This window comes from Kitasatospora sp. NBC_00374 (assembly GCF_041434935.1).
Taxonomy (GTDB): Bacteria; Actinomycetota; Actinomycetes; order Streptomycetales; family Streptomycetaceae; genus Kitasatospora.
Genome location: NZ_CP107964.1, coordinates 7,988,281 through 8,013,767, shown reverse-complemented (window position 1 = coordinate 8,013,767; position 25,487 = coordinate 7,988,281). Strand labels below are relative to the sequence as shown.

Below are 25,487 nucleotides of genomic sequence, written 5' to 3'. Positions count from 1 at the left end.
CCCGAAGATCACCCGAATCTTCCCATATGGGAATTCTGGAATTTGTCACTCCAGATTGCATTGCAAATGACCACAGGACGATCTTGGACGACTTTCGGCCATCGCTCGAACTTTCGATCCCGCAGAATCAGTCAGTCGACGAACATCTTCCGAGTGTCGATCGGATCCGGTCGACACGGTCCCTGCGCGATAGCAGATGGATGGTGAGATGAAGGTCAATATCCGCCGGTTAGTCGTTTCTGTCCTCATGACGGTCCTCGTGGCGAGCGGCAGTGCACCGACAGCCTCGGCTCGCACGGTTGCCGCCACGGCCACTGCTCCGACGAGCAGCAGCGCACCTCCCCGGGCCACGCCGCCGCCGACTCCCCTGTCGATGGGACAGAAGCGGGAACAGGCCAGGAAGCTGGGCTCCTCGCCCCTGCCCGACCGACACGCAGGAGTGGCGGGCCGTGTTGCCGGGCCTGGCACCCCTGGATATCAGCGGCTGACAGAGGCCGAGGTCCAGGCGAAGGTCAAGGGCGCCCCGCCCAAGTCCACCGAGGCACCAGCAGCAGCCGAGGCACAGGGAGCGACCGCCGCTTGGCCGCCCGGCCACCCGTACATCGCCAATCTCCGCTCCTATGCGGACAATCTACAGAGCGGCAGCACCGGTCTGTCGTGGTGTGCGACCTGGGATTTCAATCCTGATACGCCATCGAATCTTCTCGGGGTCGGCCGAGGTGCCGTGTCGGTCGTGTTCTACCGGGCCTCGGACAATGCGCAGATCGACGCGGCGCAGTGGTCGGTGTACGAGGCCACCGGTTGGTGCTCGCTGATGGCGCAGATCCAGAAGGGCGTCGACTACTACGTCGTGGTGACGTACGCCTATCGCGACGGCAGCTCCGACACGCTCAGGTCGGCCTCGGCACCGCCGGTTCCGATCTACGGGGTTCCCGCGAACGTGTCGCTGGCCTGCCCGGGCTCCCCCTCCAGCACGGGCATCGTCCTCGAGCTGGTGAAGTACTGCGGCGACCCGGTCAACACCTCCACCGGGGCCTTCGGTGAGGTGTTCACCGACGCCCAGGTGCCCGGCCCCGGCCAGACGGTCCAGCTGACCAGGAGCTACTCCTCGTCCCTGGCGGCTTCCGGCGTGTTCGGCAAGGGCTGGGCCTTCCCGTACTCCGCATCACTGATCGTCGGGCAGTCGGTGGTCACCTTCGTCTCGGAGGACGGCTCGCAGAGCGACTATGCCGTGCAGCCGGACGGCTCGCTCGCGCCGACCCGGCCCTACGCCCACTCCAAGCTGCAGAAGACAGCCAACGGATACCAGCTGACGACCCCGGACCAGCACCAGTTGCTCTTCGACGCCAACGGCCGGCTGACCGCGATGCGCGACCCCGCCGGAGTCGGGCCAACCCTTGCGTACACCGGTGGTCAGCCGACCTCCGTCACCGACGCAGGCGGACACACCGTCACCTTCGGCTACACCGGCGCGCTGCTCACCACCGCCACCCTTCCCGGCTCACGAACGGTCACCTACGGCTACACCGACGGTCGGCTGACAAGCGTGAAGGACCTGCGCGGGCAGACCACGACGTTCGGCTACGACGCCGCCGGCCTGCTCACCACGGTCACCGACCCGCTGGGCAAGGCGCGGATCACCAACGTCTACGACGGCAGCGGACGGGTGACGGGCCAGACCGACGCCCTGGGTGCGAAGACGACCTTCGCCTACGACGCCGCGAACCCCGGCACCACCTACGTGACCCATCCCGACGGCGGGATCTGGACGCAGAAGTACACCGACGGGGTGATCAGCTGGCAGTCCGACCCGTACGGGAAGACGACCACGTACGGATACGACAGCTCGCTCAACCGCACCTCGCTGACCGACGCCAACGGCCGGAAAGCCACGTTCACGTACGACCCGAACGGCAACCTGCTGACGAGCACCGCCCCGGCGCCGGTGTCCACCACCGACACCTGGAGCTACGACGGCGCGAACCGGGTGACCTCGCACAAGGACGCCCGCGGCAACACCACCACCTACGCGTACAACGCCGGCAACCAGCTGACCTCGACCACCGACCCGGTGGGCGGCAGGACCAGCTACACCTACGGGGCGCTCGGCCTGCTCTCCACCGTCACCGGCCCGCGCGGCGGCACCACCACCTACGGCTACGACAGCACGGGCAACCGGACCTCGACGATCACACCGCTCGGCGAGAAGACCACCTTCAACTACGACACGGCAGGTCGGGTCACCTCAAAGACCGACCCGCGCGGCAACCTCGCCGGCGCGACGCCCGCCGCCTACACCACGAGCTACGCCTACGACGCCGGCGGCATGCTCACCAAGGCCACCGATCCACTGGCCGGAGTCACCAGTTACGGCTACGACGCCGACGGGCAACTCACGTCCGCGAAGGATCCGCTGGGCAGCACCATCACCTACACCTACGACGCCGCAGGCAACCGCACCAACATCAAGGACGCAGCCGGCAACACCACCGCCAGCACCTTCGACCAGACCGGAAACCTCACCTCCGTCACCGACCCGCTCGGAAACCGGACCGCCTACAACTACGACAGGAACAACCGGCCCACCGCACTGGTCACCGCGCGCGGCAACGCCGCCGGCGCGACCCCGGCCGCCTACACCTGGACCTACGGCTACGACGCCAACGGCAACCGCACCTCCGTCACCGACCCGACCGGCGCCGTCACTGTCACCGCCTACGACGAGGTCAACCGGCCCGTCACCGTCACCGACCCGCTCGGCAACGTCACCGCCACGACCTACAGCCCGACCAACCAGGTCCTGACCGTCACCGACCCGACCACGGCCAAGGCCACCTACGGGTACGACACGCTCGGCCGGCTGACGAGCGTCACCGACGCGCTGGGCAAGGCCACCGCCTACGGCTACGACGCCGCCGGAAACCGGATTTCGCAAACCACGCCCCTTGGCAGCAGGACGACCTGGTCCTTCGACACCGACGAACGCCTCACCGCGGTCGTCGACCCGCGCGGCAACGCCACCGGGGCCACACCCGCGACCTACACCACGACCTTCGGCTACGACGCGGCCGGCAACCGCACCACCGTCAAGGACCCACTCGGCAACACCACGACCACGGCCTACGACGCACTCAACCGCCCCACGTCCGTCTCCGACCCGCTCAACCGCAAGACCACCACGGCGTACGACGCCGCCGGCCGGGTGACCACCATCACCGATCCGGCCGGCGCGGTCACCACCAACACGTGGAACACGGTCAACGACCGTACCTCACGCACCGACGCCAACAACCACGTCACCAGGTACACCTACGACCCGCTCCACCGGCTCACCGCCGCCACCGACCCGCTCGGCAACAAAGTCACCTACGGCCACGACCCGGAGGGGCACGCCACCACCCTCACCAACGCCCGCGGCCTGACCACCACCACAAGCTACGACCCGCGCGGCCTGCCGACCGGCACCAGTTACTCCGACACCACCCCCGCCGTCACCCGCGCCTACGACAAGGCCGGACGGCCCGCCTCGGTCACCGACGCGACCGGCACCCGCACCCTGGCGTACGACAAGGCCGACCGGCTGCTGTCCATCACCGCACCCGGCGGCGGCACCGGCTTCACCTACACCTACGACACCCGCGGCAGCCTGACCAGCCGCCAGTACCCGGACGGCGAGAAGCTCGCCTATGCCTACGACGACGACGGCCACCAGACCAAGCTGACCGCCGACGGCGCGAGCACCACCTACGCCTACGACCCCGCCGGCAACCTCACCGCCACCGTCCTGCCCGGCACCAACGGCTACACCGAAGCCCGCACCTACGACACCACCGGCCGGCTCAGCGGCATCGCCAGCACCAAGGGCACCACAACCCTCGCCTCCTGGCGGCTCACCCGCGACGCGGCAGGCCAACCCACCAAGGTCGACGTCAACCGTCCCGGACTGGGCACCGGCACCCAGAACCACACCTACGACCAGGCCGGCCGTCTGACGTCCGGCTGCCCCCTCGCCCCGTCCACCGTCGGCTGCGCCGCCGGAGCCCTGACCTACACCTACGACAAGGTCGGCAACCGGCTCACCCAGACCGACGCCTTCGGCACCACCACCTCCACCTACGACGCAGCCGACCAGCTCACCAGGAGCACCACCGGCTCGGCCACCACCACCTACACCTACGACGCCGACGGCAACACCACCACCGTCAACACCCCGTTCCAGGACCAGACGATCGCCGGCGGCACCGTCCTTGAGTCCGGCACCGTCGTGGCATCCAACAGCACCCGCTTGATCATGCAGGCCGATGGCAACCTCGTCCTGTACGCGATCGACACCGGACTCGCCGTCTGGTCCTCCGGCACCGCGGGCCACCCCGGCGCCCACGCGACCATGCAGGCCGACGGCAATCTCGTCGTCGCATCCGCCGACGGCACGACGCTGTGGAGCACCAACACCGGCGGAAACACCGGGGCCTACGCCAAGGTCCAGGACACCGGCAGTCTCGTCGTCCTCGACACCGCCCAAAAGGCACTGTGGAGCTCGGGCACCTACCGGGAACCCCTCGCCTTCCACACCACGACCTACACGTACGACGCCGCCGGCCACCAGAGCTCCGCGGTGAGCTATCGGACGTTCACGTTCACCTACGACGCCGACGGCAACCGGGTCGCCACCAAGACCAACGGCACCCTGTCCCGAACGCTCACCTGGGACCTCAACAACCCCCTGCCGCAGATCGCCACCGAGACCAACGGCTCCGGCGCACTGATCGGCGACTACGCCTACGATCCGCTCGGCCTCCCGCAGAGCCAGCACAACCCGTCCGGCACCTCCTACCACCACCACGACTGGCTCGGCTCGATCACCGACGTCACCAACCAGGCCGGCACACAGCAGACCCGCACCGCCTACGACCCCTACGGCCGATCCGGCACCGCCACCATCGCCGCCGGCGCACCTACCACACCCTTCGGGTTCGCCGGCCAGTACAACGACCCCGTCATACCCGGCAAGCAGTACCTCCGGGCCCGCGAGTACGACACCGCCACCGGCCGGTTCAACAGCCGCGACCCGCTCGCCACACCCGCCTCGGCCCCGTACGGATCGGCATACTCCTACGCGGCCGACGCACCCACCATCTACACCGACCCCAGCGGACTCACCCCGCAGGGCGGCGACCTGTCCGACATGAGCCCGCTCGACGCGATCGGCAGCGGGCTCGTCACCGGCGCGAAGATGCCCTTCGAGTTCGTCGGCGACCTCTACAACGCCTTCACCGGCAACAACGGCGGAGCCGGCGCCTTCGCCGACAAGTACTTCCCCGTCCGCCCCGCCTACGCGATGTACACCGCCGCAGCCAAACTCCGCGAATTCGGCTGCAACAACGTCGCCGACCAGGTCGAGAAACACGCCGACGAACTCGCCCAACAGGTCGCCGTCGCAGGTATGGCAGGCATCGCGACCTGGGCCGGCCGGGCGTTCGGCCCCCGTGCCCCTCGGGTGACCACGGAACTCGGAGCCGACAACGGGCTCATAGTTCCTCCGACAGGCGAGCTGCCCCCGCTGCGGAAGGCCTATATCGCCGAGGTCGAAGCCCTGAAACAGAAGAACGCGGACATGAAGGCGGCAGGCGCCACCGACGAGGAGATCGCCCGCGCCCTGCACCAGGCCAGGCGTGACATCGGGGAGAAGTACAAGGACCTGACCCCCAAGGAGCAGCGGCAGACCATCTACGACCGCAACTTGGCGAAGTACGGTGACAAGCTGGGCCCGACCATCGACTATCTACGGGCCAGGGGCAAGACTTGGGAGCAGATCATCGAGAGCGCCTCGCGCACCGGCGGAGCGGACCTGGGACTGGAGAAGAGGTAGCGTGCTCATCAGCCAGTTCAGCAGATTCGGCCAGGTCGCATCCTTCGATCCCGCTACGGGAACGCCGACGGGAAGCCGACCGGCCTCCCCCGGAGAACACACCGCCGGCACCTACGACGTACTGTCCGACACCCTCGTCGTTCTCTTCCGGGAGGGAGACGCGTTGCTCGTACGGGTCGGTGACCGCCTGCTGCCGCTGGACGGAACGGAGATCCGCCACGGGAGCGACGGCACCTCCTGCGCCCTGGCGATCGGCGAACTGACGTTGCGCTATCCGATCCCCCCGGAGTGGGCCGGCCTCGGCTCGGACCTGACCCCGTTCGTCGAACTCGAGGACTTCGACTTCGGCCTCTTCGTCGCCAACGTCGCGAACGACCGGGCTAGGGCAGAACGCCTGTACCGCTAGCTGTCGCACGAACAGACCGGCCCGACCGGTGACGGCCCCTGCCCGGGCCGTCACCGGTCCTTCTTCCACCTCGTAACAAGATCACGCCGTTGGTCTGTTGAGCCTTCATCGGCAGATGGGCGCACACGCAAGCGAGATGAGTGAGTCGTGCAGGTCGAGGCAGCGTTCCCGGCGGACGGCGAGGCCCTTGAACCGGTGAAGTAGGGCGAAGGTCTGCTGCCCCACGTAGCGAAGCGCCTGACTCGCTCCTGCCCCGTCCCGGTCGTTACTGTCCAGGGAATCATTGGTTACCGCCGGGCCTGACGTGCTCGGACGTCAGACGGGAGTGCCTGATGCCGGAGCTCATAGACCACTTCGAGAGCCGACTCGGGCGCATGATCGGTGCCTGGTCTCCACCCGCAGGCGCTGCGCAGGGAACTCCCCAGGTGGCGTGCTTCCGTGAGGGCCAGCTCCCGGGCGCCCAGGCGTTCGCGACGGTCGGCCTCTCTCGTACTCCGTTGTGGCACCCAGCTTCGGACCGTCACTTCCACCTGGAACTGCTGGCCTGCGAGAACGTCAACCGCACCAAGGGCTATGGTCACTTCCCCGACGTACTGGAATACGTCGCCGGGCAGCTGACGGCGAGCGGCGAGGCGATCCTTCGCGGCGACGTGGTGCCGCTTCCCGCACCATTGCCCGGCGGAACCATGACGTCCCTCTACGCAGGGTTGCCCGTCTACTTCGACGACGACTTCTTCTCGGTCACCATCGAGAACGGCAGTGATGTCGCCGTCGTCTGGCTGATCCCCATCACGGCGGGGGAGACCACCTTCATTCGCGACAAGGGCTGGGAGGCCTTCGAAGACGCGCTGGTTCGCCAGGACCCCGATCTCCTCGATCCCGACCGTCCCCAGCTCGACCTGTAGAGCCCCGCTCGTGTCGGTCAGCGCCGGCAGTCAGACAACAGCCTCCTTCTTTGGGGCCTCCACCAGACCCCGACCTCCCCCTTGGTGCTGCCAGCTCTGATCCGCTTCCGGGGGAACCGGCTCGGCGGTTTCTTGATCATGCGTGGCTGGGCTCTCCGGCGCCGCTTCGGCAGCAGCCGGCGGCGGAGCTCCTCGCAGACTTCCGTCATCGCCTCCTGCAGACCGACGGCGGTAGCCGCGGCCTGAACGACCACGGTGCGGCGGATCACCCGGACGGTGGCCGACACGGTCCGGATCGACCACCGGGCCGGTCGTCGCGACGGTGTGCATCACCACCCGCAGGGCGTGATGGACCGCCAGGAGCGCCCAGACCTCCTGGCGGATGCCGTCGGCGGTGCGGGACCTCAGCGGCCCGGATGCGTGAGCCAGCACTCCCAACCTCAACCGGCCGCCCGGCCCCCCTCGAAGATCCACGCCCGCCCAACTGCCAGGGCAGGGCTAAGACCGTGTCCTACGTGGCGGTGCTGTCGTTGTGCGGTGTTCGCCGCAGTGGTCTACGTGTTGACGACGGGGTGTGCGTGGCGGCATCTGCCACCGTGTTTCGGGGTGTCGAAGTCCACGGTGCACCGCCGCTTCACGATCTGGACCAAGGACGGCCTGTGGGGCCGGCTCCGCAGGGTGATACTGGAGTACCTGGCCGACGCCGAGGTCCTGGACCTGTCGCGCGTCGTCGTCGACTCCGTGCACGTCCGCGCGAAAAAAGTGCCCCTATGGTCTTCGTCAAGCAGAAGCAGCGGTCGGCGGCTGGTAGAGGGTGCCGTCGTCTCGGAGCATGGCGAAGAGGACGTCGATGCGGCGTCGGGCGAGTGCGACGAGGGCAGCGACGTGGTGCTTGCCCTCGCGTCGCTTCCGGTCGTAGTAGGCCCGTGACTCGGGTTGGGACAGGGATGCGAACGCGGCCAGGTAGAAGGCGCGTTTGAGCTGCTTGTTGCCGCGTCGTGAGGGGTGCTCGCCGCGGATGGAGGAGCCGGAGGCGCGGGTGACGGGCGCGAGGCCCGCGTATGCCGCGAGATGGCCGGCGGTCGGGAAGGCGCTCGCGTCGCCGACGTCGACGAGGATCCGGGCGGCGGTCCTGACACCGATGCCGGGCATCGAGATCAGGACCGGGGAAAGAGGGTGGGCCTCCAGCAGTTCCTCGATCCTTGCGGCGAGGAGTTTGCGCTGGTCGAGGACTGCGGTCAGTGAGGTGGCGAGGCTGGGGACGATGAGCGCGGCGGCCTCGGTGCCGGGGACCACGACGGTCTGCTCGTCGAGGGCGGTGAGGATGTCCTCGACCAGGCGCTCGGCCATCCGCGGGGCCTTGGGCCGCAGCAGTGTGATCAGTCGACGCCGGCCGGCCTTCCTCAACTGGGCCGGGGAGCCGTGGCGTTCGAGCAGGGCAAGGACGGCCGGGTGGTCGAGGCGTGGGCCCAGGACGCGTTCGAGTGAGGGATGGATCTGGGTGAGCAGGCCGCGCAGGCGGTTCTTGATCCTGGTCGACTCACCCGCGAGGTCGTCGTCGAAGCCGGCGATCATCTCCAGCTCGGCGACAATCTCGTCGCTCGGCACCAGGTCACGCAGGGTGTGTGGCATGGTGCGGGCGGCGTCCGCGATGACGTGCGCGTCGCGGGCGTCGGTCTTCGCCTCGCCGGGATACAGGTCGGCGATCCGGCGCATGGTCAGGCCGGGCAGGTAGGCGACACGGCAGCCGGTGCTGCGGGCGACGGCCAGCGGCAGGGCGCCGACGGTGGCCGGCTGGTCGACCACCACGAGCACGGTCCCGTGCTTGGCCTGCAGCTTCGAGAACAGCTCACGGAGCCTGGGCTCGTTGTTGGGCAGTGCCTTGTCGACGACCCTCTTGCCGGCCGGGGTGAGCGCGGTCGCGTGGTGCTCGCCCTTGCCGACGTCCAGTCCGAGATAGACGTCGATGCCGTCGGTGCTGGTCAACTGCCCCTCCCCAGGTCTCGTCTTCCCCGGCCCTGCGGCATCAGCGTGCCGGCATCCACGTTACGAAGAGCCTGCCTCGCCTGGACAGGTTCGGCGCTCAAGCCCCTAATCAGCGGTCTGCCAACGCCTCCGAGCCCGGTGACACCACTTTTTCGATCATGATCGACAAGGGGCACAAGTCATGCCGGGCCGGGAGGCCGGGAACCCCGTTGCGGGGCCGTGAAAACGGTAACGGGGCGAACACACAGGTCCCAGCCCCGTCGACCGGGGAAAGCCCGGCTCCAAGGTGCATGTCCTGTCCGACCGCAACGGGCTGCCCCTCGTCATCGGCATCTCCTCCGCCAACACCCACGACCAGCACGGCCCGACGCCCCCTGGTCGAAGCCCTCCCGGCGAAACACGACCCCGAGCGAGGCCCGCACCTCCTGCCACGCAAGCCGCACGCGGACAAGGCGTACGACAACTCCGAGCTGCGCACATGGCTTCGCAGGCGGGGAATCCTGCCCCGAATCGCCCGCAAGGGCGTCGAGTCGAGCCAGACCCTCGGCCGCCATCGGTGGGTCATCGAACGCACCATGTCGTGGCTCACCGGCTACCGCCGGATCGCCCGACGCTACGAACGCGATCACCGCCAGCACCTGGCCTTCTGCGACCTCGCCGCCGTCCTCACCTGCCACAAACGCCTCGCCAAGACCACCACGTAGGACACAGTCTTATGGTCGATCACGAGACGGCGTTCCAAATGGCCATGCGAAAACACCATACAAAACTCGCTTGCGCGAATCCCATACCCACCCACCAACCCGACGGCCGGCCCCGCACCCACCCCAGGCAGCCGGGGACGGGGCCGGCCCCACCGAAGACGCCTGGAGCAGCAGTCAGGTTCGGGGAACTCGGGGCCGAGGGGAGCGCCAGACGGTTGACTGAGCGCGTGACGCTACGCCGGCCGGAGAGGAAGCCTGTGGAGGATCCCGAGTTCACTGTCCTGCTGATCGGGGCCGCCTACAGCGGGCCAGCAGCCCTCAAGGCGATCCAAGCGGTCACCAACCTGAGCTTGTGGCACTGCAGACAGCTCCTGGACGACGCGCCGGCCACCGTCCAGGCCACGATCCCGTACGAAAAGGCCATCGCGGCACTCAAACACCTGCGGCAGGCCGGCGTCCAAGCCGTCATCCGATGCGACTACTGCGAACGCACACTGCCCACCGACGGCACACCCGTCGACCCCGCCCCCTGCAGATCCCGGTACTGGCCAACCGCCCACTGCCAAGCCAACTCCGAAACCACCTGCGACCTCGACCGCTGCCCCACCCACGACCCCAACTGGCAACGCCCGTAGAAACCGCACCGGAACAGCAGTACCAGCCGGTACGGATCTGCATCAAGATGTCACTGCGCGAAGTCTCCTGATGTCACCACACATCCGCATCCCGGTGACACCCCGCGCTCCCCCGGCCCCCATACGCCACCATCAGCAGGGGCTGGTGACACCGGCTGATCCCCCAGTGACAACAAACCGCAGATTCGCACCCGGGCGGGAGCGGCCGGGGCGGGACGACGGCCAGAGGCGAGGCGCAGCAGCAGCCGGAGCGGGCGGGGAGCGACGGGCGACGGCGGGACAGCAGCCGGGGCGCAGCAGGCGGGCGCCGGGAAATCCTTGGAGATCAGCTCAGGAGAGCATCCCCCCAGACACCGTAGGAATAGTCGTAGGAGTCAGGACCGAGGTACGTGACTTTAAGCTTGATGGTGAGGACTCCGGCAACGCCCAGATCCACGCTTCCAGCGCCTCCCAGGGAAATAGTGTACGAATAGACAGATTTTCCATCCGCGAAGACCTCAAATTTCATGACTGCCCCGGTCGGGGAACTGTCCCGTAGGCCGACGGTTGCCTTTAGATTTCTCCAGTGCTTGCCAAGGATGTATTCCACGTCGTTTGTCGGGATGTAACCCTTGTCCGCCTTGAGGGATACGCTCTGCGCTAAGACCTTTCCATCGACCTCGGTAGATCCAGTTTCAAATACCGTAGGCAGATGACTTCGGTTCAAGGTCGCTCAAGTATGTTTCAGCCACTTCCGGGGACGCCGCGGCGGGGCTGTTCTCCGCCGGGCTTGCAGGAACATCATCGGTCACCGTCGGGCTGCTCTCCGGCGTGGCGACATTCGTAGGGCTCCCGCTCGCACCGCCGCCCCCGCCGCCCTTGTCGTCCCCGCCGCCGACCACCAGTGGCACAACGATCGCGGCTGCCGCAAGGAAGAGGCCGGCGATCGCAATGACTTCACCTCTCCGGTGATGGCTGACCATGCGACAAGAGTGTCCGTTTCGAGTTGACTTGAGCCGTTTCGATACACGAGGCACTGTGCGCGGCCGGGCGGCCACGGCCGCGGCACGAGCCACGGCTGCGATCAGACAGACGGGAGCATGCGGTGCAGAACAACGGCGCGGCATGCCGGGCACGAGCCGGCGGCCACCGACCCGGGGGGCGGACGAAGCCGGGCGCAGCGGCCCGACGAAAGCTGGGTGACAGGCCGTCAGAGGGGAGTTCGGTGACCGGAGGCGGCGGGGTGTCGGCGTACACCCGAAAGTGCACAGGCGGGTACAGCCGAACGTGCACAGCGATGGTGCCCGAGTCCGTCGCGCTTCGGCTCTGCCGGTCAGTCCTGTCGGCCGGGGGTGAGGCGGGCCGCGCGGGTGGTGAGGTGGCGCCGCTCCGGTGTGCTGGTGGTGCGGCGGGCTGCCTCGCGGTAGGTGTGGGCTGCTGCGTGGTGGTCGCCGAGTTGTTCCAGGAAGTGGGCGCGGGTGGCGAGCAGGCGGTGGTGGTGTGCCGTCCGTTTGTCAGACTCCAGTGTCGCCAGCAGCTCGAGCCCGGCGGTCGGTCCGTGCACCATGGCGACGGCGACCGCGCGGTTGAGGGTGACCATCGGGTTCGGTGCGAGGTGCTCCAGCAAGTCGTAGAGGGCGAGGATCTGCGGCCAGTCGGTGGCGTCGACGCGCTCGGCCTCGTCGTGGACGGCGGCGATGGCCGCCTGCAGCTGATACGGGCCCACCTGTCCGAGGGGCAGGGTGCGGCTGATCAGGCCGACGCCCTCCGCGATGAGCCGGCGGTCCCATCGGGTGCGGTCCTGCTCGGCCAGCGGCACCAGGGCGCCGTCGGGTCCGGTGCGGGCGGGGCGGCGCGCGTCGGTGAGCAGCATCAGGGCGAGCAGCCCGGCCGTTTCGGTGTGGTCGGGCAGCAGGTGGTGCAGCAGGCGGGTGAGCCGGATTGCCTCGGTCGACAGGGCTGGGACGGTCAGGTCGGCGCCGTCGGTGGCGGTGTAGCCCTCGTTGAAGATCAGGTAGAGCACGTGGAGCACCGCCTCCAGCCGTTCGGCCCGGTCGGCAGCCTGGGGCATGCGCAAGGGTGTGGCGGAGGTTTTGACGGTCTGTTTGGCGCGGCTGATGCGCTGGGCCATGGTCGCCTCGGGTACGAGGAAGGCCGCGGCGATCTGGTTGGTGGTCAGGCCCCCGATCGCGCGCAGTGTGAGGGCGATCCGGCTGGGCTCGGACAGTGCCGGGTGGCAGCACAGGAACAGCAGCGCCAGGGAGTCGTCCCGGTCCGCGTCCGCATCAGTGTCGGCGGCGCGGCTCAGCAGCTCGGCCTGCGGAGTCGCCAGGGCGATGCGGTCCTCGCGACGCCGGCGCGCCTGCTCGCTGCGGACCTGGTCCACTAGGCGGCGGGAGGCGACGGTGACCAGCCATCCCCTCGGGTTGGCCGGTGTTCCCTCGGCGGGCCACTGGAGGGCGGCGGCCAGCAGCGCCTCCTGGACGGCGTCCTCACACGTGTCGAAGACGCCGTAGCGGCGAACGAGCGCGCCGAGGACCTGCGGCGCTAGTTCGCGCAGCAGGTCCTCGACGCCGGGCATCCCGGTCACAGGTCCGTCGCGGCGTCGTGCAGCACCGGCCACAGCTCGACCGGCTCGATGTCCGCGAAGGGCATGTCGGCGGCGATCTCCTGCGCGCGATCCAGGGACTCGCAGTCCAGCATGTAGAAGCTGGCGATGTACTCCTTGGTCTCCAGGTACGGCCCGTCGGTGACCGCCGGGACGCCGTCCTTGCGACGCACCAGCTGCGCGTTGGCCGCGTCCGCCAGGCCGTAGGCGCCGATCAGTTCGCCGCTGTCGCGGTACTTCTTGTTGAACGCGTCCTGCTTGGCGATCGCCTCGGGCCAGGCATCGGCCGGGAAGGAGTCCCACTTGGCCTGGTTGCCGTAGATCATCGCGACGTACTTCATCAAGTGTCCCCGTGTGTCCGGCGCACCCCTTCGGCGCGCTTCCACCCCTCAGTCGGAGCCGGGCACAGGACCTCGACATCCGGCATGAGAAAACTTCTTCGGCTTTTCTTCCGAACCGCAGTGGCGGGCTGAGCTGTCCGAACACCACAAACGATCAACCTACCCGGCGCCCTCCACCCGGGGACATCCACCCGCACCGGTGCACGTTCGGCTGCACCTCCCTGGGCACATAGAGGCGTCCGCCGACACGGGGCTCCCGGCCCGGGGCGCAGCGACCCGGCAGCCGGGGACGGCCCCGCCGGGAGAATTCGGGGGCCGTGGGCGGGGCCTCCCGTACCCGGGACGGCGGCCAGGACACCGGGGACGGCCCCACTGGGCGCAGCGGCCCGGGGCCGGGGGCCGGGGACGGCCCCGCCGGGCACCGCCCGGCTCGGGGACCGGCGGCCCGACGGCGACTGTCCCGTCTCACCGAAGTTTGAGCTGTCTCACCGAAGTTTGACCGCGCTGGCGGAGCGCAGAGGGAGGCGGTCCGGGGCGGGTCAAGCTGGACCAGGGCCTCCAGCTCTGCACGCGAGACGACGGAGGACCCCGGCCGTCGGCCGGGGTCCTCCGTCGTCTCGCTGGGCCAGTGTCAGTGGCTGGCGAGTTCGCCGCTGAGCTTGTCGTGAAGGTCGGCGCTGGGGGTGTTGAGGCCGATGATCTCCACGGTCTTGCCGCGTTGCTTGTACTTGGTCTCGATAGCGTCGAGGGCTGCGACGGAGGAGGCGTCCCAGATGTGGGCGTCGGTGAGGTCGATGACGACCTTGTCGGGGTCGCCTGCGTAGTTGAACTGGCCGACGAGGTCGTTGGAGGAGGCGAAGAACAGCTCGCCGGTCACCGAGTAGACGACCTGGCCGCCGTCGGGGGCAGCGTGGGCGGTGACGTTGGCGAAGTGGGCGACGCGCTTGGCGAAGATGACCATCGCGGTGATCGAGCCGACCACGACGCCGATGGCGAGGTTGGAGGTGGCGACCACCACGGCGACGGTGATCACCATGACGGCGATCTCCCCGGCCGGCATCCGCTTCAGCGTCTTGGGCGCGATGGAGTGCCAGTCGAACGACACCATCACCATGACGGCGACCAGTGCGGCCATGGGGATGTCGGAGACGACGGGGCCGAAGACGATGCACAGCACCATCAGGAACGCACCGGCGAGGAAGGTGGAGAGGCGGGTGCGGGCGCCGGACACCTTCACGTTGATCATGGTCTGGCCGATCATCGCGCAGCCGCCCATGCCGCCGAAGAAGCCGGTGACGATGTTGGCGATGCCCTGGCCGATCGACTCGCGGGTCTTGGAGGAGTGGGTGTCGGTGATGTCGTCCACCAGCTTGGCGGTCATCAGCGACTCCATCATCGTGAACGGCACGTCCGGCAGCCCGGGCACCGGCAGGGAGGACGGCAGGTCGCCCTTGTCTCCCACCGTCGGCACCGCGATGCCGGCCGCGAGCGTGATGACGGTGAGAATGACGATCGACACCAGCGGCGCCGGGATGACCATGGTGACCTTCGGGAAGAACACCATCAGCGCCAGCCCCACGGCGATCAGCGGGTAGACGGCCCAGGGGACGTGCGTCATCTCGGGGACCTGCGCCATGAAGATCAGGATCGCGAGGGCGTTGACGAAGCCGACCATCACCGAGCGGGGCACGAAGCGCATCAGCTTCGCCACGCCGAGCGCGCCCAGGGCGATCTGGATGACGCCGGCGAGGATGACGGCGGCCACCAGGTAACCGAGGCCGTGCTCACGGTTCAGCGGGCCGATGACCAGCGCGACAGCGCGGGCGCGGGTTGTCTCGTCGGAGTTTGATCCCCGGGGTGCAGCGCGCTTGCGTTCCGGGGCGGGGGCGGGGGCGGGGGCGGGGCGGTCAGCGGTGATCATCGCACGGCGCCCGCCGACGATGGAGACGGTTTGACCTCATCTCCGCCCCGGACAGCCCGGTCCCGGGCTCGGGATCCATGTGGCCGGCTCGGTCTCCTCTGTCGCGACCCACTCGCGCGGCCGGTGGTTCGGACTGCCCGTTAACTGCCGGCGCCCGTCAAGGATATGAGTTCGCATCCACTCTTTCCGATGAATGCGTTCCCCTGGAGGTGTTCCGCGGCAGTAGGTGGAGGGGCCGGCAGTGATCATCAAGGTGCGAGCCCCTTCTGCCACCCTCAAAGGAACCCACTGATGAGCGCTCCCGAAGACGGCCCCACTCCCTTCGCCGCGAGCCGGCTGGCGAAGCTTCAGACCTCCGGGAGCTGGTTGTCAGAGTGAGTAGCTGCGGGGTCGGATCGTGGTCGACAGGCCGAGGGCCCCGCGAACGGCTCGGGCCTGGTCCAGGGCAGCTTGCTCGGCAGCCCTGGCCTGGTCGATCGTTCGGCGCGGCTCGGAGGGCATGGGGTCGGCGGCAACCATCTCCCAGGCGGCCAAGGCCTTGCGGTGGAGGTCGAGCATGGCCGCGAACGGCTTCTCGGTCCCGACCGGCGGGCCGATGCGTTCCAGTTCCTCCAGGGTGTGCCGCTCAGCCAAGCACATCTCCTCTGCCCACTTGCCGAGTTCGGCGGAGCGAACCCCGTCCTGGGTGTCCAGGCCCTTGGCGGACGAGGTGTTGTACCGGCGAACGGCGTCCAGGTAACGACGCTGATCGGGATTCAGCCCTGCCGAATCGGCGCGCAGCGTACCGCGGATCGCCACGCCCTGACCGTCGTAGACGCAGGTGACACCGGGATGCTCTTTGGAATACCGGCCGTCCTCGGGGATCACGAACAGCCCTACGTTCACCGGGAGGGCCCAGGCGTCCGGGCTGTAGTCGGCGAATTCCCCTTCGCAAGTCCCCGTCAATGCAACGGTCAGGTCTGCGGCGTTGCTGATCCGGTTCGGGTCGAGTGCCGTCTGGCCGACCACCTCACCGCGATGCGGCTCCCCGCAGGCCACCGGCACCACCTCGGCCGGGTAGTCATCGGCTCCGGCGAGTTGCTCGTCGCTGTAGCTGAACCGGTAGCAGCTGCCCACCGCCAGCGAGGCGAGGGGCACCGGGCGGTCAGCGAAGACGGCTGCGCACACACCCCACCCAACCAGCCCGGCAACGATCACTGCCACCATCACCATGACCCACCGCCCGGCCCGCGGTCTGCGCGACAGGAACCGGCTCCGCCGCCGCTGGCTGGGCACCAGATCTGCGAACTCCCACGGCAACGGGGAAGCTCCGCCGCGGTGCGGCGAGGTGCCGGGTGCTGCCACGCGCTGCGCTCCTAACTGTCACCCGATTTGCCGGGCGGAACAACGATCGCGTGACCCTACCGCACAGCCGCCAGCACCCCTGGCGCCAACACATCAGGGGTGGCATCTGTGCAGAGCAATCGCCGGATCACGCGAAACCGGAGGGACGGCCGGCGCCCGCTACCTGCTTGGTGCCCTTTGCGCGCTGAGCAGCACCAGCAGGACTCCGACCGCGATCAGCCAGTACGGGATCAGCTGGTTCTGGAAGTCGAGCAGGGGTATCGCCAGGAGGAGATGAAGCGCCGCCATCGCGAGCAGGCTCCACCGGTGTGCGGCCGAGGGCTTCCTGGGCAGCCGTACGGCGCTGCGCGCAACCCACAGGCACGCGGCTGTCCAGCCGATACAGATGGCGAACGCCCTCAAATGCAGCCCCTCGAACTCCGACCTTCCGACCACCCACGTCTCCACGATCCCGGCGCAGAGGAAGAGCGCGTACAGCGCCTCACACCCCAGGACTGCCACCGCGAACCCCGACACCGTTCTCCGCACGAACCGCTCCCCATTCGATGATCCATCGTCAACCGACAGGACAGGCAAGGGGACCTCGGCGGTTGCCGAGTGGAGGAACGGCTTCAAGGCGCGCTCCGACACGCCTGGGGCCTCGGCGACCGGCGGCTGGTCAGGCGTTTCGAGTCAACCTGCATCTGGCACCGTAAAGCAGACCTCTGGGCCGGGCAGCGGCACGCGGCGGACCGACGGCCGGCCCGGCCGCGACATGGGCACCAGGAGTACGCCAGGCCACCCACCCACCCGAACACCACCAGCACACCCCACCGCCGGGCAGCACCGGCCCAGCGGTTCGCCCACCGGGCCCGCCGCCAGCGAGGCCCGCCGGCCCCGCAAAGCAGTCACCCAGCCCCTGACGGCACCCCACCGACGAACCCCGGGACAACCCAGTACGGCCACCCTCCGGCCCCGCCCCGGCCCTACACAAGCCCGAACCCCCACCACACCCCGCCCTAGGGAATCCACACCCGGAAACCGCCCCCGGGCGCAGCAGCCGCTCCCGGGCCGACGCGCCACACCCACCGCGGGGTGCCCCAGCCACCCCTCGCCAGGCCCCTACGGCAACGCCTCCGACCCAGGCCGGGTCGAAGATTGCCGTCGGGCTGCGGCCCCGCATTTCCAACGCCATACGCTGCGTTCTCTGGGAGTGACGAGACCCGGCGTTCCGTGCCCGGCACGGGCACGGAACGCCGCGCGGCGTCGGCGTCGGCGTCGGTCGGGCCCGGCCGGGACACCCTGGGAGAACCATGGTGCAGATTCTCCTATTGACCCAAAACGGTAAGGTTCCGGGCTCGTTGATCCAGGCGTGACGGATCTGGTTGGGGACGCGCGGCGGTTGTCGCCGGACGCGCAGGAGGCCTTGCGGATGCGGGCCGTGGCGGCTGTTCGAGCGGGACGGGAGCGGCGCGAGGTGGCTGAACTCCTGGGCGTGAGCGCCGAGTCGGTCGCCGACTGGTGGGCGGCGTGGCAGGCCGGCGGTCGTGAGGCTCTGGTCTCCGGCCGACGCGGACGACGGCCGGGCGAGCACCAATTGCTGGACCCGGACGAGCAGCAGTGCGTCCGGCAGGCGCTGCTCGACCACCGGCCCGAAGACCTGGGACTGGGCGGTCAGTTGTGGACGCGCGCCATGGTCGGTGACCTGATCGCGATGCTCTACCGGGTGCGGCTGACCGAGCAGGGCGTGGGCAAGTACCTGAAGCGGTGGGGCCTGTCCTTCCAGCGCCCGAACAAGCGGGCGATCGAGCAGGACCCGGAAGCGGTGCGCGTGTGGCGCGAGGAGACCTGGCCGGCCATCCGCGCGCGAGCCGCCGAAGAGGGCGCCGAGATCCTCTTTGCCGACCAGGTCGGTGTCCGCTCGGACCAGGTCTCGGGCCGCACCTGGGCCGCTCGGGGCAGCACACCGACCATCAGGCGGACGGGCAACCGGTTCTCGGTGAACGCGATGTCGGCCATCAGCACCCGCGGGAAGATGTGGTTCACGGTCTACCGCGGATCGACCACCACGGTGTTCCTCGACTTCCTCCGGCGACTGGTCGGGCAGTTCGACCGGAAGATCCACCTGGTCGTCGACCGGCACTCGGTCCACCGCAGCAAGGCCGTCCGCGAGTGGCTCACCGAGCACGAGGACCGGATCGTCCTGCACCTGCTGCCGGCCTACGCGCCGGAGACCAACCCGGACGAGCTCGTCAACGCCGATCTCAAGCGGACGCTCCTGCCAGCCTGCCGAGCCCGAAACGCCGGAGAGCTTTGCAGGCGAGGTACGCCGCTTCTTCCGCCGACGCCAGAAGCAACCCCACATCGTCCGGGGCTACTTCCGCGCCCCGCACGTCCGGTACGTCCTCGAAGCGCCGGAACATTAGCGTTTCGGGTCAATACGAAGCCCACGCCAGCCACTCATGCAATCGTGCCGATTTCTCCGGCGACCTTCGCGATTCTTTCCCTGGGTGCCGGAGGATTCGTTTCGGAGGGCACAACAGGCCCGGATGGCCCTTCTTCTCGGGGGGATCGGCGCGGCGGATGCTGCCGCCCTCGGCTGCCGGGACCGGCCTACCGGTGACCGTCGCCGAGCTCGCCGGGTGCCTCGACCCCGGCCCCGGTCGTCCGCGGGTCAGCGGCGGACGAGGTCGAGCAGGCGCAGGCCGATCCGCACGTCCAGGCCGGCGCGGGCGCCGACGTCACCGAACAGCCGCAGGTGGTCCAGCAGCGGCGCCGGGTCGAACTCCCGGCGGTCCGGGCCCGGTTCGGCCGGCAGCACGGCCAACCAGCGGCCGAGGGCGGCGGCGGTGGCGTGGTCGCGGCGCAGCACGGCCCGGGTGGCGCCACGTGCCAGGTCCGTACGGCGGGCCGCGGCGGCGCGGTGCACCGGGCTGTCCAGACCCGGCAGCGCGAGCGGCGCGAGCTGCGCCATCCGGGCGGACCAGGGCTGCCAGGACAGCCCGTCGGCGGGCAGTGTCGCCGGTTGCGGGTGGGGCAGGAGGTCCCAGCCGTGCCGGGCGAGCAGGCGGGCGGCGGCCCAGTCGCGCCAGGCCGTGACGGCGAAGGTGTCCGAGTCGGTCCACAGCGCGTCGTCGGGCCGGCCGGGGAACAGCGCGTAGGCCCGGCCGATCAGGTCGGCGGTCTGCGCGTCGGCGGCGGTCCGCTCCATTGCCTCGGGGGCGAGCACGTCGGCGCCGAGCAGCCGGACCGCGCCGAGCGCGATGCGGGAGTCGGCGCTGTCGCGAAGCAGGACCCGGAGGCGGCCCGCGCCGCCCGCGCCCGCGAGGGCGTGGGCGTGGGCGATGCGGGCCGCCAGCCGGTCCGTCGCGGCCGCGTACGTGGTCGGCGGCCCTGCGGTGGGTGGTGGGTGCACGGTCTGGTCTCCGGGACGGGGAGCGCGGGGACCATGGTCCGCTCGCCGTCGGGTCGGACGGGTTCAGGCCGCCAACAGGCGGTCGAGCAGCCGATGGTAGTCCTGCATGGCGAGACGGAGCGCCTCGGTGTCCGGCGCGCCGCCGTCCGCCGGGGAGCCGCCGCCGCGCAGGTCCCGGCGCTGCTCGGCGACCACCTCGGCGACCAGCGCGGCGGCCTTCTCGACCAGGGCGTCGGCCTCCTTGCAGGCCCGGCCGGGATCGTCGACGAAACCGCTCTGCACGGCGTGCCACTCGGCCGAGAGCCGTTCCACCCGCTCGGTCGGGAGCCAGCCGCCCCCGGCGGACGTGCCGGGGCCGGGGTGCGGCTCGCCCGGCAGCACCTGCTGCGGGACGGCCGCCGGGCGGCGCCGCTCGCCGGCCTCGGCCTGGCGCGGGACGCTCGCCACGGGACGCCGCGGGGCGGACTCGCGTCCGTCGCCGGGCAGGGGCCGGCCCTGCAGCGGCTCGCCGTTCGGCGGTTCGTCGTTCGGCGGTTCGTCGTTCGGCGGTTCGTCGTGCAGCGGCTCGCTCCGCCCGGTCGCCGCGGGATCGGTGCGCTTGTTCTCGGACATGGTGGTCTCCTCCTCGGCTCGGCGGAACGGCTGCTCGACGGGTCTGCGGGCCTGCGGGCCTGCGGGTCAGCTGGTCCGCGGGGCGGGAGCCTTCTGGAGCGCGGGCCGCGCGGCACGGGCCGGTTCGGCGACGTCCGCCACCAGCAGCCGCTGGGCCAGGTCGCGCACGGCCACCAGCGCGCAGCGCAGCTCCTCCGTGCCGACCTGCACCGCCTGGGCGCGCTCCAGGGTGCCGAGCGCGGTGCGGTACGCCGGCAGGGCGGGGGCGTGGTGGACGGACAGAGCCTCCGGCCGGCCGTCCACGGGGTAGCCGAGGCGGTCGAGCAGGTCGGTGAGCTGCCGGTCGGCCTCGCCGACGGCCCGGCCGGGGTCGTCCACGAACATCTCCTGGACCTCGGCGAGCCGCTGGCGCGCGGCCTCCCGCTCGGCGGCGGTGAGCGGGCGCAGCGGCAGGGCCTCGGCCTGCCGCACCCGGGCGGTCAGCTCCCGCTCGGCCGCGCGGACGTCGTCGCCGTGCCCGCGCAGCGCCCGCTCGTACTCGGCGCCGAACCGCTCCCGCAGCCGCCTCGTGCGCAGCCGCGGCAGCCCGAGGACGAACCCGGCAGCGGCGATGACCGCGAGGACGGCGATGATGACGATCACCCAGGCCATGCGAACCCTCCTGACGACAGGTCGACCGGACCCCTGTCCGGCCAGGGCCTCGTCTCACCCCGCCGCGCGGGTTCAAACACGGGCGCCCGACGGATTCGCGCCGCTGCCGCTCGGGCATGCCAGGACAGCGGTAGGTTCGGGGGGCGAGCAGACCGGACTCACCGGCGGAGCGGTGAACGCCGCAGCGGGTGACCGAACGACAGACCGGCCGCGTCACGAGCGCGCCCGGCGGACGAAGGGTGTCTGACGAATGGTTCAGCAGGTACAGGGAGTCGTCGCCCTGGCGAAGGGTGCGGCGGTGCGGGTGGAGACCGTCAAGGTCCCCGACCCGGGCCCGGGCGAGGCCCTGGTCCAGGTGCAGGCGTGCGGGGTCTGCCACACCGACCTGCACTACCGGGAGGGCGGGATCAACGACGAGTTCCCGTTCCTGCTCGGGCACGAGGCGGCGGGGATCGTCGAGGCGGTCGGCCCGGGTGTCACCGAGGTGACACCGGGGGACTTCGTGATCCTCAACTGGCGCGCGGTCTGCGGCCAGTGCCGGTCCTGTCGGCGCGGCCGGCCCTGGTACTGCTTCAACACGCACAACGCCGTGCAGCGGATGACCCTGGCCGACGGTACGCCGCTGTCGCCGGCCCTGGGGATCGGCGCCTTCGCCGAGAAGACCCTGGTGGCGGCCGGGCAGTGCACCAAGGTCGACCCGCGGGCGGCGCCGGCGGTGGCCGGCCTGCTGGGCTGCGGGGTGATGGCCGGGCTGGGCGCGGCCGTCCACACCGGCGCGGTGGGGCTGGGCGACACGGTCGCGGTGATCGGCTGCGGCGGCGTCGGCAGCGCCGCCGTCCTCGGCGCGCGGCTGGCCGGCGCCTCGCGGATCATCGCGGTCGACCTGGACGACCGCAAGCTCGCGGGCGCCGCGAAGCTCGGTGCCACCGACACCGTCAACGCGCGCTCCGACGATCCGGTCGAGGCGATCCGGGAGCTCACCGACGGCAACGGCGCGGACGTGGTGATCGAGGCGGTCGGCCGGCCGGAGACGTACCGGCAGGCCTTCTACGCCCGTGACCTGGCCGGCACGGTGGTGCTGGTCGGGGTGCCGACGCCGGAGATGAAGCTGGAGCTGCCGCTGCTGGACGTGTTCGGCCGGGGCGGCTCGCTGAAGTCCTCCTGGTACGGCGACTGCCTGCCCAGCCGCGACTTCCCGGTTCTCATCGACCTCTATCTGCAGGGCCGACTCGACCTGGAGGCCTTCGTCAGCGAGACGATCCCGCTGTCCGGGGTCGAGGAGGCGTTCGCCCGGATGCACGAGGGTGACGTCCTGCGCTCGGTGGTGGTGCTCTGATGGCGCCGCGGATCGAGCGGGTGGTCACCTCCGGGACCTTCGACCTGGACGGCGGCAGCTGGGAGGTGGACAACAACGTCTGGGTGGTCGGTGACGACCACGAGGCGCTGGTGATCGACCCCGCCCACGACGCCGACGCGATCGCCGCGGCCGTCGGCGCGCGCCGGCTGACCGCGATCGTGTGCACCCACGCCCACAACGACCACATCGGCGCCGGTCCCGCGCTCGCCGCGCGCACCGGTGCGCCGATCCTGCTGCACCCGGACGACACCGCGCTGTGGAAGCAGACCCACCCGGACCGCGACCCCGACGGCCCGCTGGCCGACGGGCAGCGTCTGACGGTGGCGGGCGTCGAGCTGACGGTGCTGCACACCCCCGGGCACGCCCCGGGCGCCGTCTGCCTGTCCGCGCCGGCCCTCGGCACCGTGTTCACCGGCGACACCCTGTTCGCGGGCGGGCCGGGCGCCACCGGGCGGTCCTTCTCGGACTTCCCGACCATCGTCGAGTCCATCCGGGACCGGCTGCTGACCCTCCCGCCGGACACCGTCGTGCGCACCGGGCACGGCGACGACACCACCGTCGGCGCCGAGGCGCCGCACCTGGACGAGTGGATCCGCCGGGGCCACTGATACCCCTTGGAGCTCCCGCGGCCCGGTCCGTTACGGTCACCAGGCCGGCCGCGGGACTCCGGTGCGACTTCCGGAACCTGCCTCTACCACAAATGATTCGCAGCTCGCGCCCCCATTCCCCGGCCGGCTTTCGTGCCGGGGGAAGAGGGACCGATGACGTTCCGTCTCTCCGAGAACCAGGTCCGGCGGGGCCACCTGCTCGACCGGCTCGCCGCCCACGACTGGCACCTGGGCGACACCGCATCCGAGCTCGGCATCGGCGAGGACCAGTTGGGCCTGCGCCTGGAGTCGGCCGGGTTCGGCTCGATGCTCCGACAGGACGTCCTGGACGGCTGCCGCAAGCGGGCCGGACGCTGACCTCGGCCCGGCGGCTCACGCGCCGCCGGTCGCGATCACCAGCCGCCTGGAGCACTGCCACAGCAGGATGTTGAGCAGGATGAAGGCCACCGCGACGAGTGCGGTCCGCAGGCCGCCGCCCAGCACGCTGGCGCCGCGCACGATCGAGACCACGACACCGACCAGCACCAGCCCCTGCAGCCCTACCCCCCACAGCAGCATCAGGACTCCGGAGGCGAACACCCCGAGCCCCACGGGCAGGCTGTACGCGCGGAACAGGAACCCGAGCGCGGTGGTCAGCGCGAGGACCGCGCTGACCACCCCGGCGACGCCGATCCACGCGCTGAACGGACCGCCCCGGAGGACGAAGGCCCCTGACGTGACGGCGGTCGCGACGGCCATCGCCCCGTACGTCCAGGTGACGGCCCTGCTCCCGGGGATGACGTGCACGGTCACGGCGGCCTCCGTACGGCGAGGGCGGGCGGGCGGTACCGATATTCACGCTAGCTGGTCACGGCGAGTTCTGATAGTAGGTCAGCTGATTCCTGGCCCAGCCCCCACCCACACCCGTCGGCCCCCGTGGATCAGCGCAGCACCTCCAGGCTGTGGCACGTCCAGGAGAGGCGGTCAGGCCCGGAGGAGCCCGGGCGGGCGTGGTACGTCCCGTCGGCGACCGAGAGGTTGACGATCAGGTAGGCGTGCCAGGACGGGCCGACGCCTCGGCGGTCGGAGTAGACCAGCCGGTCGCCGACGTACCAGTCGACGGACCGGGAGCCGAACTCGGTGCGCAGCGTGGTGGTCGAGCCGGGGGCGACCTGCGAGGGCGGGCCGAGCCAGTAGCGGTAGCCGCCGCGGACGTGGTTGGACAGCTCCAGGGTGTTGGGGTTGTCCGGGTGGTACTCGAAGACGTCGATCTCGTTGCCGCCGGCCCGCCAGGTCCAGATCGCGGGCCAGGCGCCCAGGCCGGTCGGCAGGGTGACCCTGGCCCGCAGGGCGTCCCCGGTGCGCAGCTGGAAGCCGTCGGGGCTGCCTTCGGTGGTCAGCAGGTCGCAGTCCCAGAGGTCGCCGGCGCCTCGCCGGGTGGCGGTGAACCGGCCGCCCTCGATCCGTCGGGGGGTCAGGTAGTCGAGTTTGTGGTCGCCCCGGTTGGTTGGGCCCATGCCGGGATAGGCGCTGCTGCGCCCGGCCACCCACTGGCGGGTGGACGTGAAGTCGGCGGTGAAGACCGTGCGACGGATGTCGACGGCCAGTTCCGGACGCTCCTGCGAGCGTCGACGTCGCTCCCACCAGGACACAGCGGTACGCCACCAGGTCACCACGGCACTCTCCTGACCCTCCGACCGGACGGAACGGTTCCGCTCGCGTCCCTCCTGTGGAGTACCCGGCCGGGCGCACTGTATGCGAATCGGTGACTGCCCGTTAGCGCTCCGTGACGGGACGACGCCAGGTCGCGCGCGGCCAGCACCGGCAGGACGCCCCCGCCGACCCAGTACGCCTCCTCCAGGTGCGGGGCGCCGGACGGGATGAACTCGTCGACGCCCAGCGCGTGGTACTCCTCGGTCCGGTCGGCCACCTCGGTGTGACTGCCCACCAGGGCCGTTCCGGCGCCGCCCCGGACCAGCCCGATCCCGGCCCACAGGTTCGGGGACACCTCCAGCCGGTCGGTGGCGCCGCCGTGCGGCTCCCGCATCCGGCGCCGGCCCTCCGACTCGCTGCGGGCCGGCGCCTCCTGTGCCACGCCCCGGTCGGGGTGAGCGCGCCGACGAAGCCCAACTGCTCGGCGGTGCGGGCGATCTGCCCCAGGTACTCGACGGTCGGCGGCCGGTCCGAG

Annotated in this window: 21 protein-coding genes and 3 pseudogenes; 10 read left to right on the top strand and 14 right to left on the bottom strand. The window is 70.3% G+C overall.

Annotation, left to right across the window (positions count from 1 at the left end):
• The first annotated feature begins 724 nt into the window (after positions 1-724).
• From OG871_RS34885 to OG871_RS34870, 4 genes and pseudogenes are all read left to right on the top strand, one after another.
• Positions 725-5,869, top strand: coding sequence for a DUF6531 domain-containing protein (locus OG871_RS34885; protein ID WP_371502316.1), 5,145 nt, complete (start codon positions 725-727; stop codon positions 5,867-5,869).
• A 1-nt stretch (position 5,870) separates the two neighbouring features.
• Positions 5,871-6,275 carry a hypothetical protein gene (locus OG871_RS34880; protein ID WP_371502315.1) on the top strand — a complete coding sequence of 135 codons (405 nt, stop codon included), beginning with the start codon at positions 5,871-5,873 and terminating at the stop codon, positions 6,273-6,275.
• A gap of 332 nt (positions 6,276-6,607) precedes the next feature.
• Entirely contained in the window at positions 6,608-7,180 is a 573-nt protein-coding gene (locus OG871_RS34875; RefSeq protein ID WP_371502313.1) for a suppressor of fused domain protein, read from the top strand.
• Positions 7,181-7,528: 348 nt separating this feature from the next.
• A pseudogene (locus OG871_RS34870) lies at positions 7,529-7,840 on the top strand (transposase); the annotation flags it as partial.
• A gap of 120 nt (positions 7,841-7,960) precedes the next feature.
• Here OG871_RS34870 and OG871_RS34865 read toward each other — a convergent pair.
• Entirely contained in the window at positions 7,961-9,166 is a 1,206-nt protein-coding gene (locus OG871_RS34865) for an IS110 family transposase (protein WP_371502311.1), read from the bottom strand.
• A gap of 235 nt (positions 9,167-9,401) precedes the next feature.
• Here OG871_RS34865 and OG871_RS34860 point away from each other — a divergent pair.
• Both OG871_RS34860 and OG871_RS34855 read left to right on the top strand, forming a co-directional pair.
• Positions 9,402-9,870: pseudogene (locus OG871_RS34860) on the top strand (IS5 family transposase); the annotation flags it as partial.
• 215 nt (positions 9,871-10,085) lie between these two features.
• On the top strand, positions 10,086-10,505 hold the full coding sequence (locus OG871_RS34855) for a ribosomal protein L7/L12 (protein ID WP_371502309.1): 420 nt from the start codon (positions 10,086-10,088) through the stop codon (positions 10,503-10,505).
• Between the two features lie 325 nt (positions 10,506-10,830).
• Here OG871_RS34855 and OG871_RS34850 read toward each other — a convergent pair whose 3' ends face one another.
• From OG871_RS34850 to OG871_RS34820, 7 genes are all read right to left on the bottom strand, one after another.
• Positions 10,831-11,211 (bottom strand): NPCBM/NEW2 domain-containing protein, encoded by a 381-nt coding sequence (locus OG871_RS34850; RefSeq protein ID WP_371502308.1) that lies wholly within the window; start codon positions 11,209-11,211, stop codon positions 10,831-10,833.
• Positions 11,180-11,467: a hypothetical protein gene (locus OG871_RS34845; protein WP_371502306.1), complete on the bottom strand. Its 288-nt coding sequence runs from the start codon at positions 11,465-11,467 to the stop codon at positions 11,180-11,182. The genes OG871_RS34850 and OG871_RS34845 overlap by 32 nt, the downstream gene beginning before the upstream one ends.
• A 350-nt stretch (positions 11,468-11,817) precedes the next feature.
• Positions 11,818-13,065 carry an RNA polymerase sigma factor gene (locus tag OG871_RS34840; RefSeq protein ID WP_371503500.1) on the bottom strand — a complete coding sequence of 416 codons (1,248 nt, stop codon included), beginning with the start codon at positions 13,063-13,065 and terminating at the stop codon, positions 11,818-11,820.
• Between the two features lie 5 nt (positions 13,066-13,070).
• Positions 13,071-13,433: a YciI family protein gene (locus OG871_RS34835; protein ID WP_371502305.1), complete on the bottom strand. Its 363-nt coding sequence runs from the start codon at positions 13,431-13,433 to the stop codon at positions 13,071-13,073.
• Positions 13,434-14,064: 631 nt separating this feature from the next.
• Positions 14,065-15,354, bottom strand: a complete 1,290-nt coding sequence (locus OG871_RS34830) for a SulP family inorganic anion transporter (RefSeq protein WP_371502303.1) — start codon at positions 15,352-15,354, stop codon at positions 14,065-14,067.
• Positions 15,355-15,723: 369 nt separating this feature from the next.
• Complete coding sequence (locus OG871_RS34825; protein ID WP_371502302.1) at positions 15,724-16,566, bottom strand: hypothetical protein; 843 nt, start codon at positions 16,564-16,566, stop codon at positions 15,724-15,726.
• 291 nt (positions 16,567-16,857) lie between these two features.
• Positions 16,858-17,328: a hypothetical protein gene (locus tag OG871_RS34820; protein WP_371502300.1), complete on the bottom strand. Its 471-nt coding sequence runs from the start codon at positions 17,326-17,328 to the stop codon at positions 16,858-16,860.
• Between the two features lie 721 nt (positions 17,329-18,049).
• Between OG871_RS34820 and OG871_RS34815 the strand changes: the two genes are divergently transcribed.
• Positions 18,050-19,300: an IS630 family transposase gene (locus OG871_RS34815; RefSeq protein ID WP_371502299.1), complete on the top strand. Its 1,251-nt coding sequence runs from the start codon at positions 18,050-18,052 to the stop codon at positions 19,298-19,300.
• A gap of 51 nt (positions 19,301-19,351) precedes the next feature.
• Here the strand turns inward: OG871_RS34815 and OG871_RS34810 are convergent, their stop codons facing one another.
• From OG871_RS34810 to OG871_RS34800, 3 genes are all read right to left on the bottom strand, one after another.
• The gene (locus OG871_RS34810) at positions 19,352-20,092 is read right to left on the bottom strand and encodes a hypothetical protein (protein WP_371502298.1); all 741 of its coding nucleotides are present in this window, start codon (positions 20,090-20,092) and stop codon (positions 19,352-19,354) included.
• Positions 20,093-20,155: 63 nt separating this feature from the next.
• Positions 20,156-20,704, bottom strand: a complete 549-nt coding sequence (locus OG871_RS34805) for a hypothetical protein (protein WP_371502297.1) — start codon at positions 20,702-20,704, stop codon at positions 20,156-20,158.
• Between the two features lie 66 nt (positions 20,705-20,770).
• Positions 20,771-21,355: a hypothetical protein gene (locus OG871_RS34800; protein WP_371502296.1), complete on the bottom strand. Its 585-nt coding sequence runs from the start codon at positions 21,353-21,355 to the stop codon at positions 20,771-20,773.
• A 250-nt stretch (positions 21,356-21,605) separates the two neighbouring features.
• Between OG871_RS34800 and OG871_RS34795 the strand changes: the two genes are divergently transcribed.
• The 3 genes from OG871_RS34795 (at position 21,606) to OG871_RS34785 (ending at position 23,677) form a co-directional block, all read left to right on the top strand.
• Positions 21,606-22,691, top strand: a complete 1,086-nt coding sequence (locus tag OG871_RS34795) for an S-(hydroxymethyl)mycothiol dehydrogenase (RefSeq protein WP_371502295.1) — start codon at positions 21,606-21,608, stop codon at positions 22,689-22,691.
• Entirely contained in the window at positions 22,691-23,320 is a 630-nt protein-coding gene (locus tag OG871_RS34790) for an MBL fold metallo-hydrolase (protein ID WP_371502293.1), read from the top strand. The genes OG871_RS34795 and OG871_RS34790 overlap by 1 nt, the downstream gene beginning before the upstream one ends.
• A gap of 153 nt (positions 23,321-23,473) precedes the next feature.
• Positions 23,474-23,677 (top strand): hypothetical protein, encoded by a 204-nt coding sequence (locus tag OG871_RS34785; protein ID WP_371502291.1) that lies wholly within the window; start codon positions 23,474-23,476, stop codon positions 23,675-23,677.
• 15 nt (positions 23,678-23,692) lie between these two features.
• Here the strand turns inward: OG871_RS34785 and OG871_RS34780 are convergent, their stop codons facing one another.
• The 3 genes and pseudogenes from OG871_RS34780 to OG871_RS34770 form a co-directional block, all read right to left on the bottom strand.
• A complete protein-coding gene (locus OG871_RS34780) occupies positions 23,693-24,112 on the bottom strand; it encodes a hypothetical protein (RefSeq protein WP_371502290.1) in 420 nt (139 codons plus the stop codon).
• Between the two features lie 128 nt (positions 24,113-24,240).
• The gene (locus OG871_RS34775) at positions 24,241-24,972 is read right to left on the bottom strand and encodes a beta-glucanase (protein WP_371502288.1); all 732 of its coding nucleotides are present in this window, start codon (positions 24,970-24,972) and stop codon (positions 24,241-24,243) included.
• Positions 24,969-25,391 (bottom strand): annotated as a pseudogene (locus tag OG871_RS34770) (hypothetical protein); the annotation flags it as partial. The pseudogene OG871_RS34770 and the gene OG871_RS34775, both read right to left, overlap by 4 nt.
• Between the last annotated feature and the right edge of the window lie 96 nt (positions 25,392-25,487).

Bases quoted from the DNA above. Each gene is read 5' to 3' on its own strand.
- OG871_RS34875 (WP_371502313.1), top strand. From the start codon at position 6,608: ATGCCGGAGCTCATAGACCACTTCGAGAGCCGACTCGGGCGCATGATC.
- OG871_RS34845 (WP_371502306.1), bottom strand. From the start codon at position 11,467: ATGGTCAGCCATCACCGGAGAGGTGAAGTCATTGCGATCGCCGGCCTC.
- OG871_RS34840 (WP_371503500.1), bottom strand. From the start codon at position 13,065: ATGCCCGGCGTCGAGGACCTGCTGCGCGAACTAGCGCCGCAGGTCCTC.
- OG871_RS34835 (WP_371502305.1), bottom strand. From the start codon at position 13,433: ATGAAGTACGTCGCGATGATCTACGGCAACCAGGCCAAGTGGGACTCC.
- OG871_RS34830 (WP_371502303.1), bottom strand. From the start codon at position 15,354: ATGATCACCGCTGACCGCCCCGCCCCCGCCCCCGCCCCCGCCCCGGAA.
- OG871_RS34825 (WP_371502302.1), bottom strand. From the start codon at position 16,566: ATGGTGATGGTGGCAGTGATCGTTGCCGGGCTGGTTGGGTGGGGTGTG.
- OG871_RS34805 (WP_371502297.1), bottom strand. From the start codon at position 20,704: ATGTCCGAGAACAAGCGCACCGATCCCGCGGCGACCGGGCGGAGCGAG.
- OG871_RS34800 (WP_371502296.1), bottom strand. From the start codon at position 21,355: ATGGCCTGGGTGATCGTCATCATCGCCGTCCTCGCGGTCATCGCCGCT.
- OG871_RS34795 (WP_371502295.1), top strand. From the start codon at position 21,606: ATGGTTCAGCAGGTACAGGGAGTCGTCGCCCTGGCGAAGGGTGCGGCG.
- OG871_RS34790 (WP_371502293.1), top strand. From the start codon at position 22,691: ATGGCGCCGCGGATCGAGCGGGTGGTCACCTCCGGGACCTTCGACCTG.
- OG871_RS34785 (WP_371502291.1), top strand. From the start codon at position 23,474: ATGACGTTCCGTCTCTCCGAGAACCAGGTCCGGCGGGGCCACCTGCTC.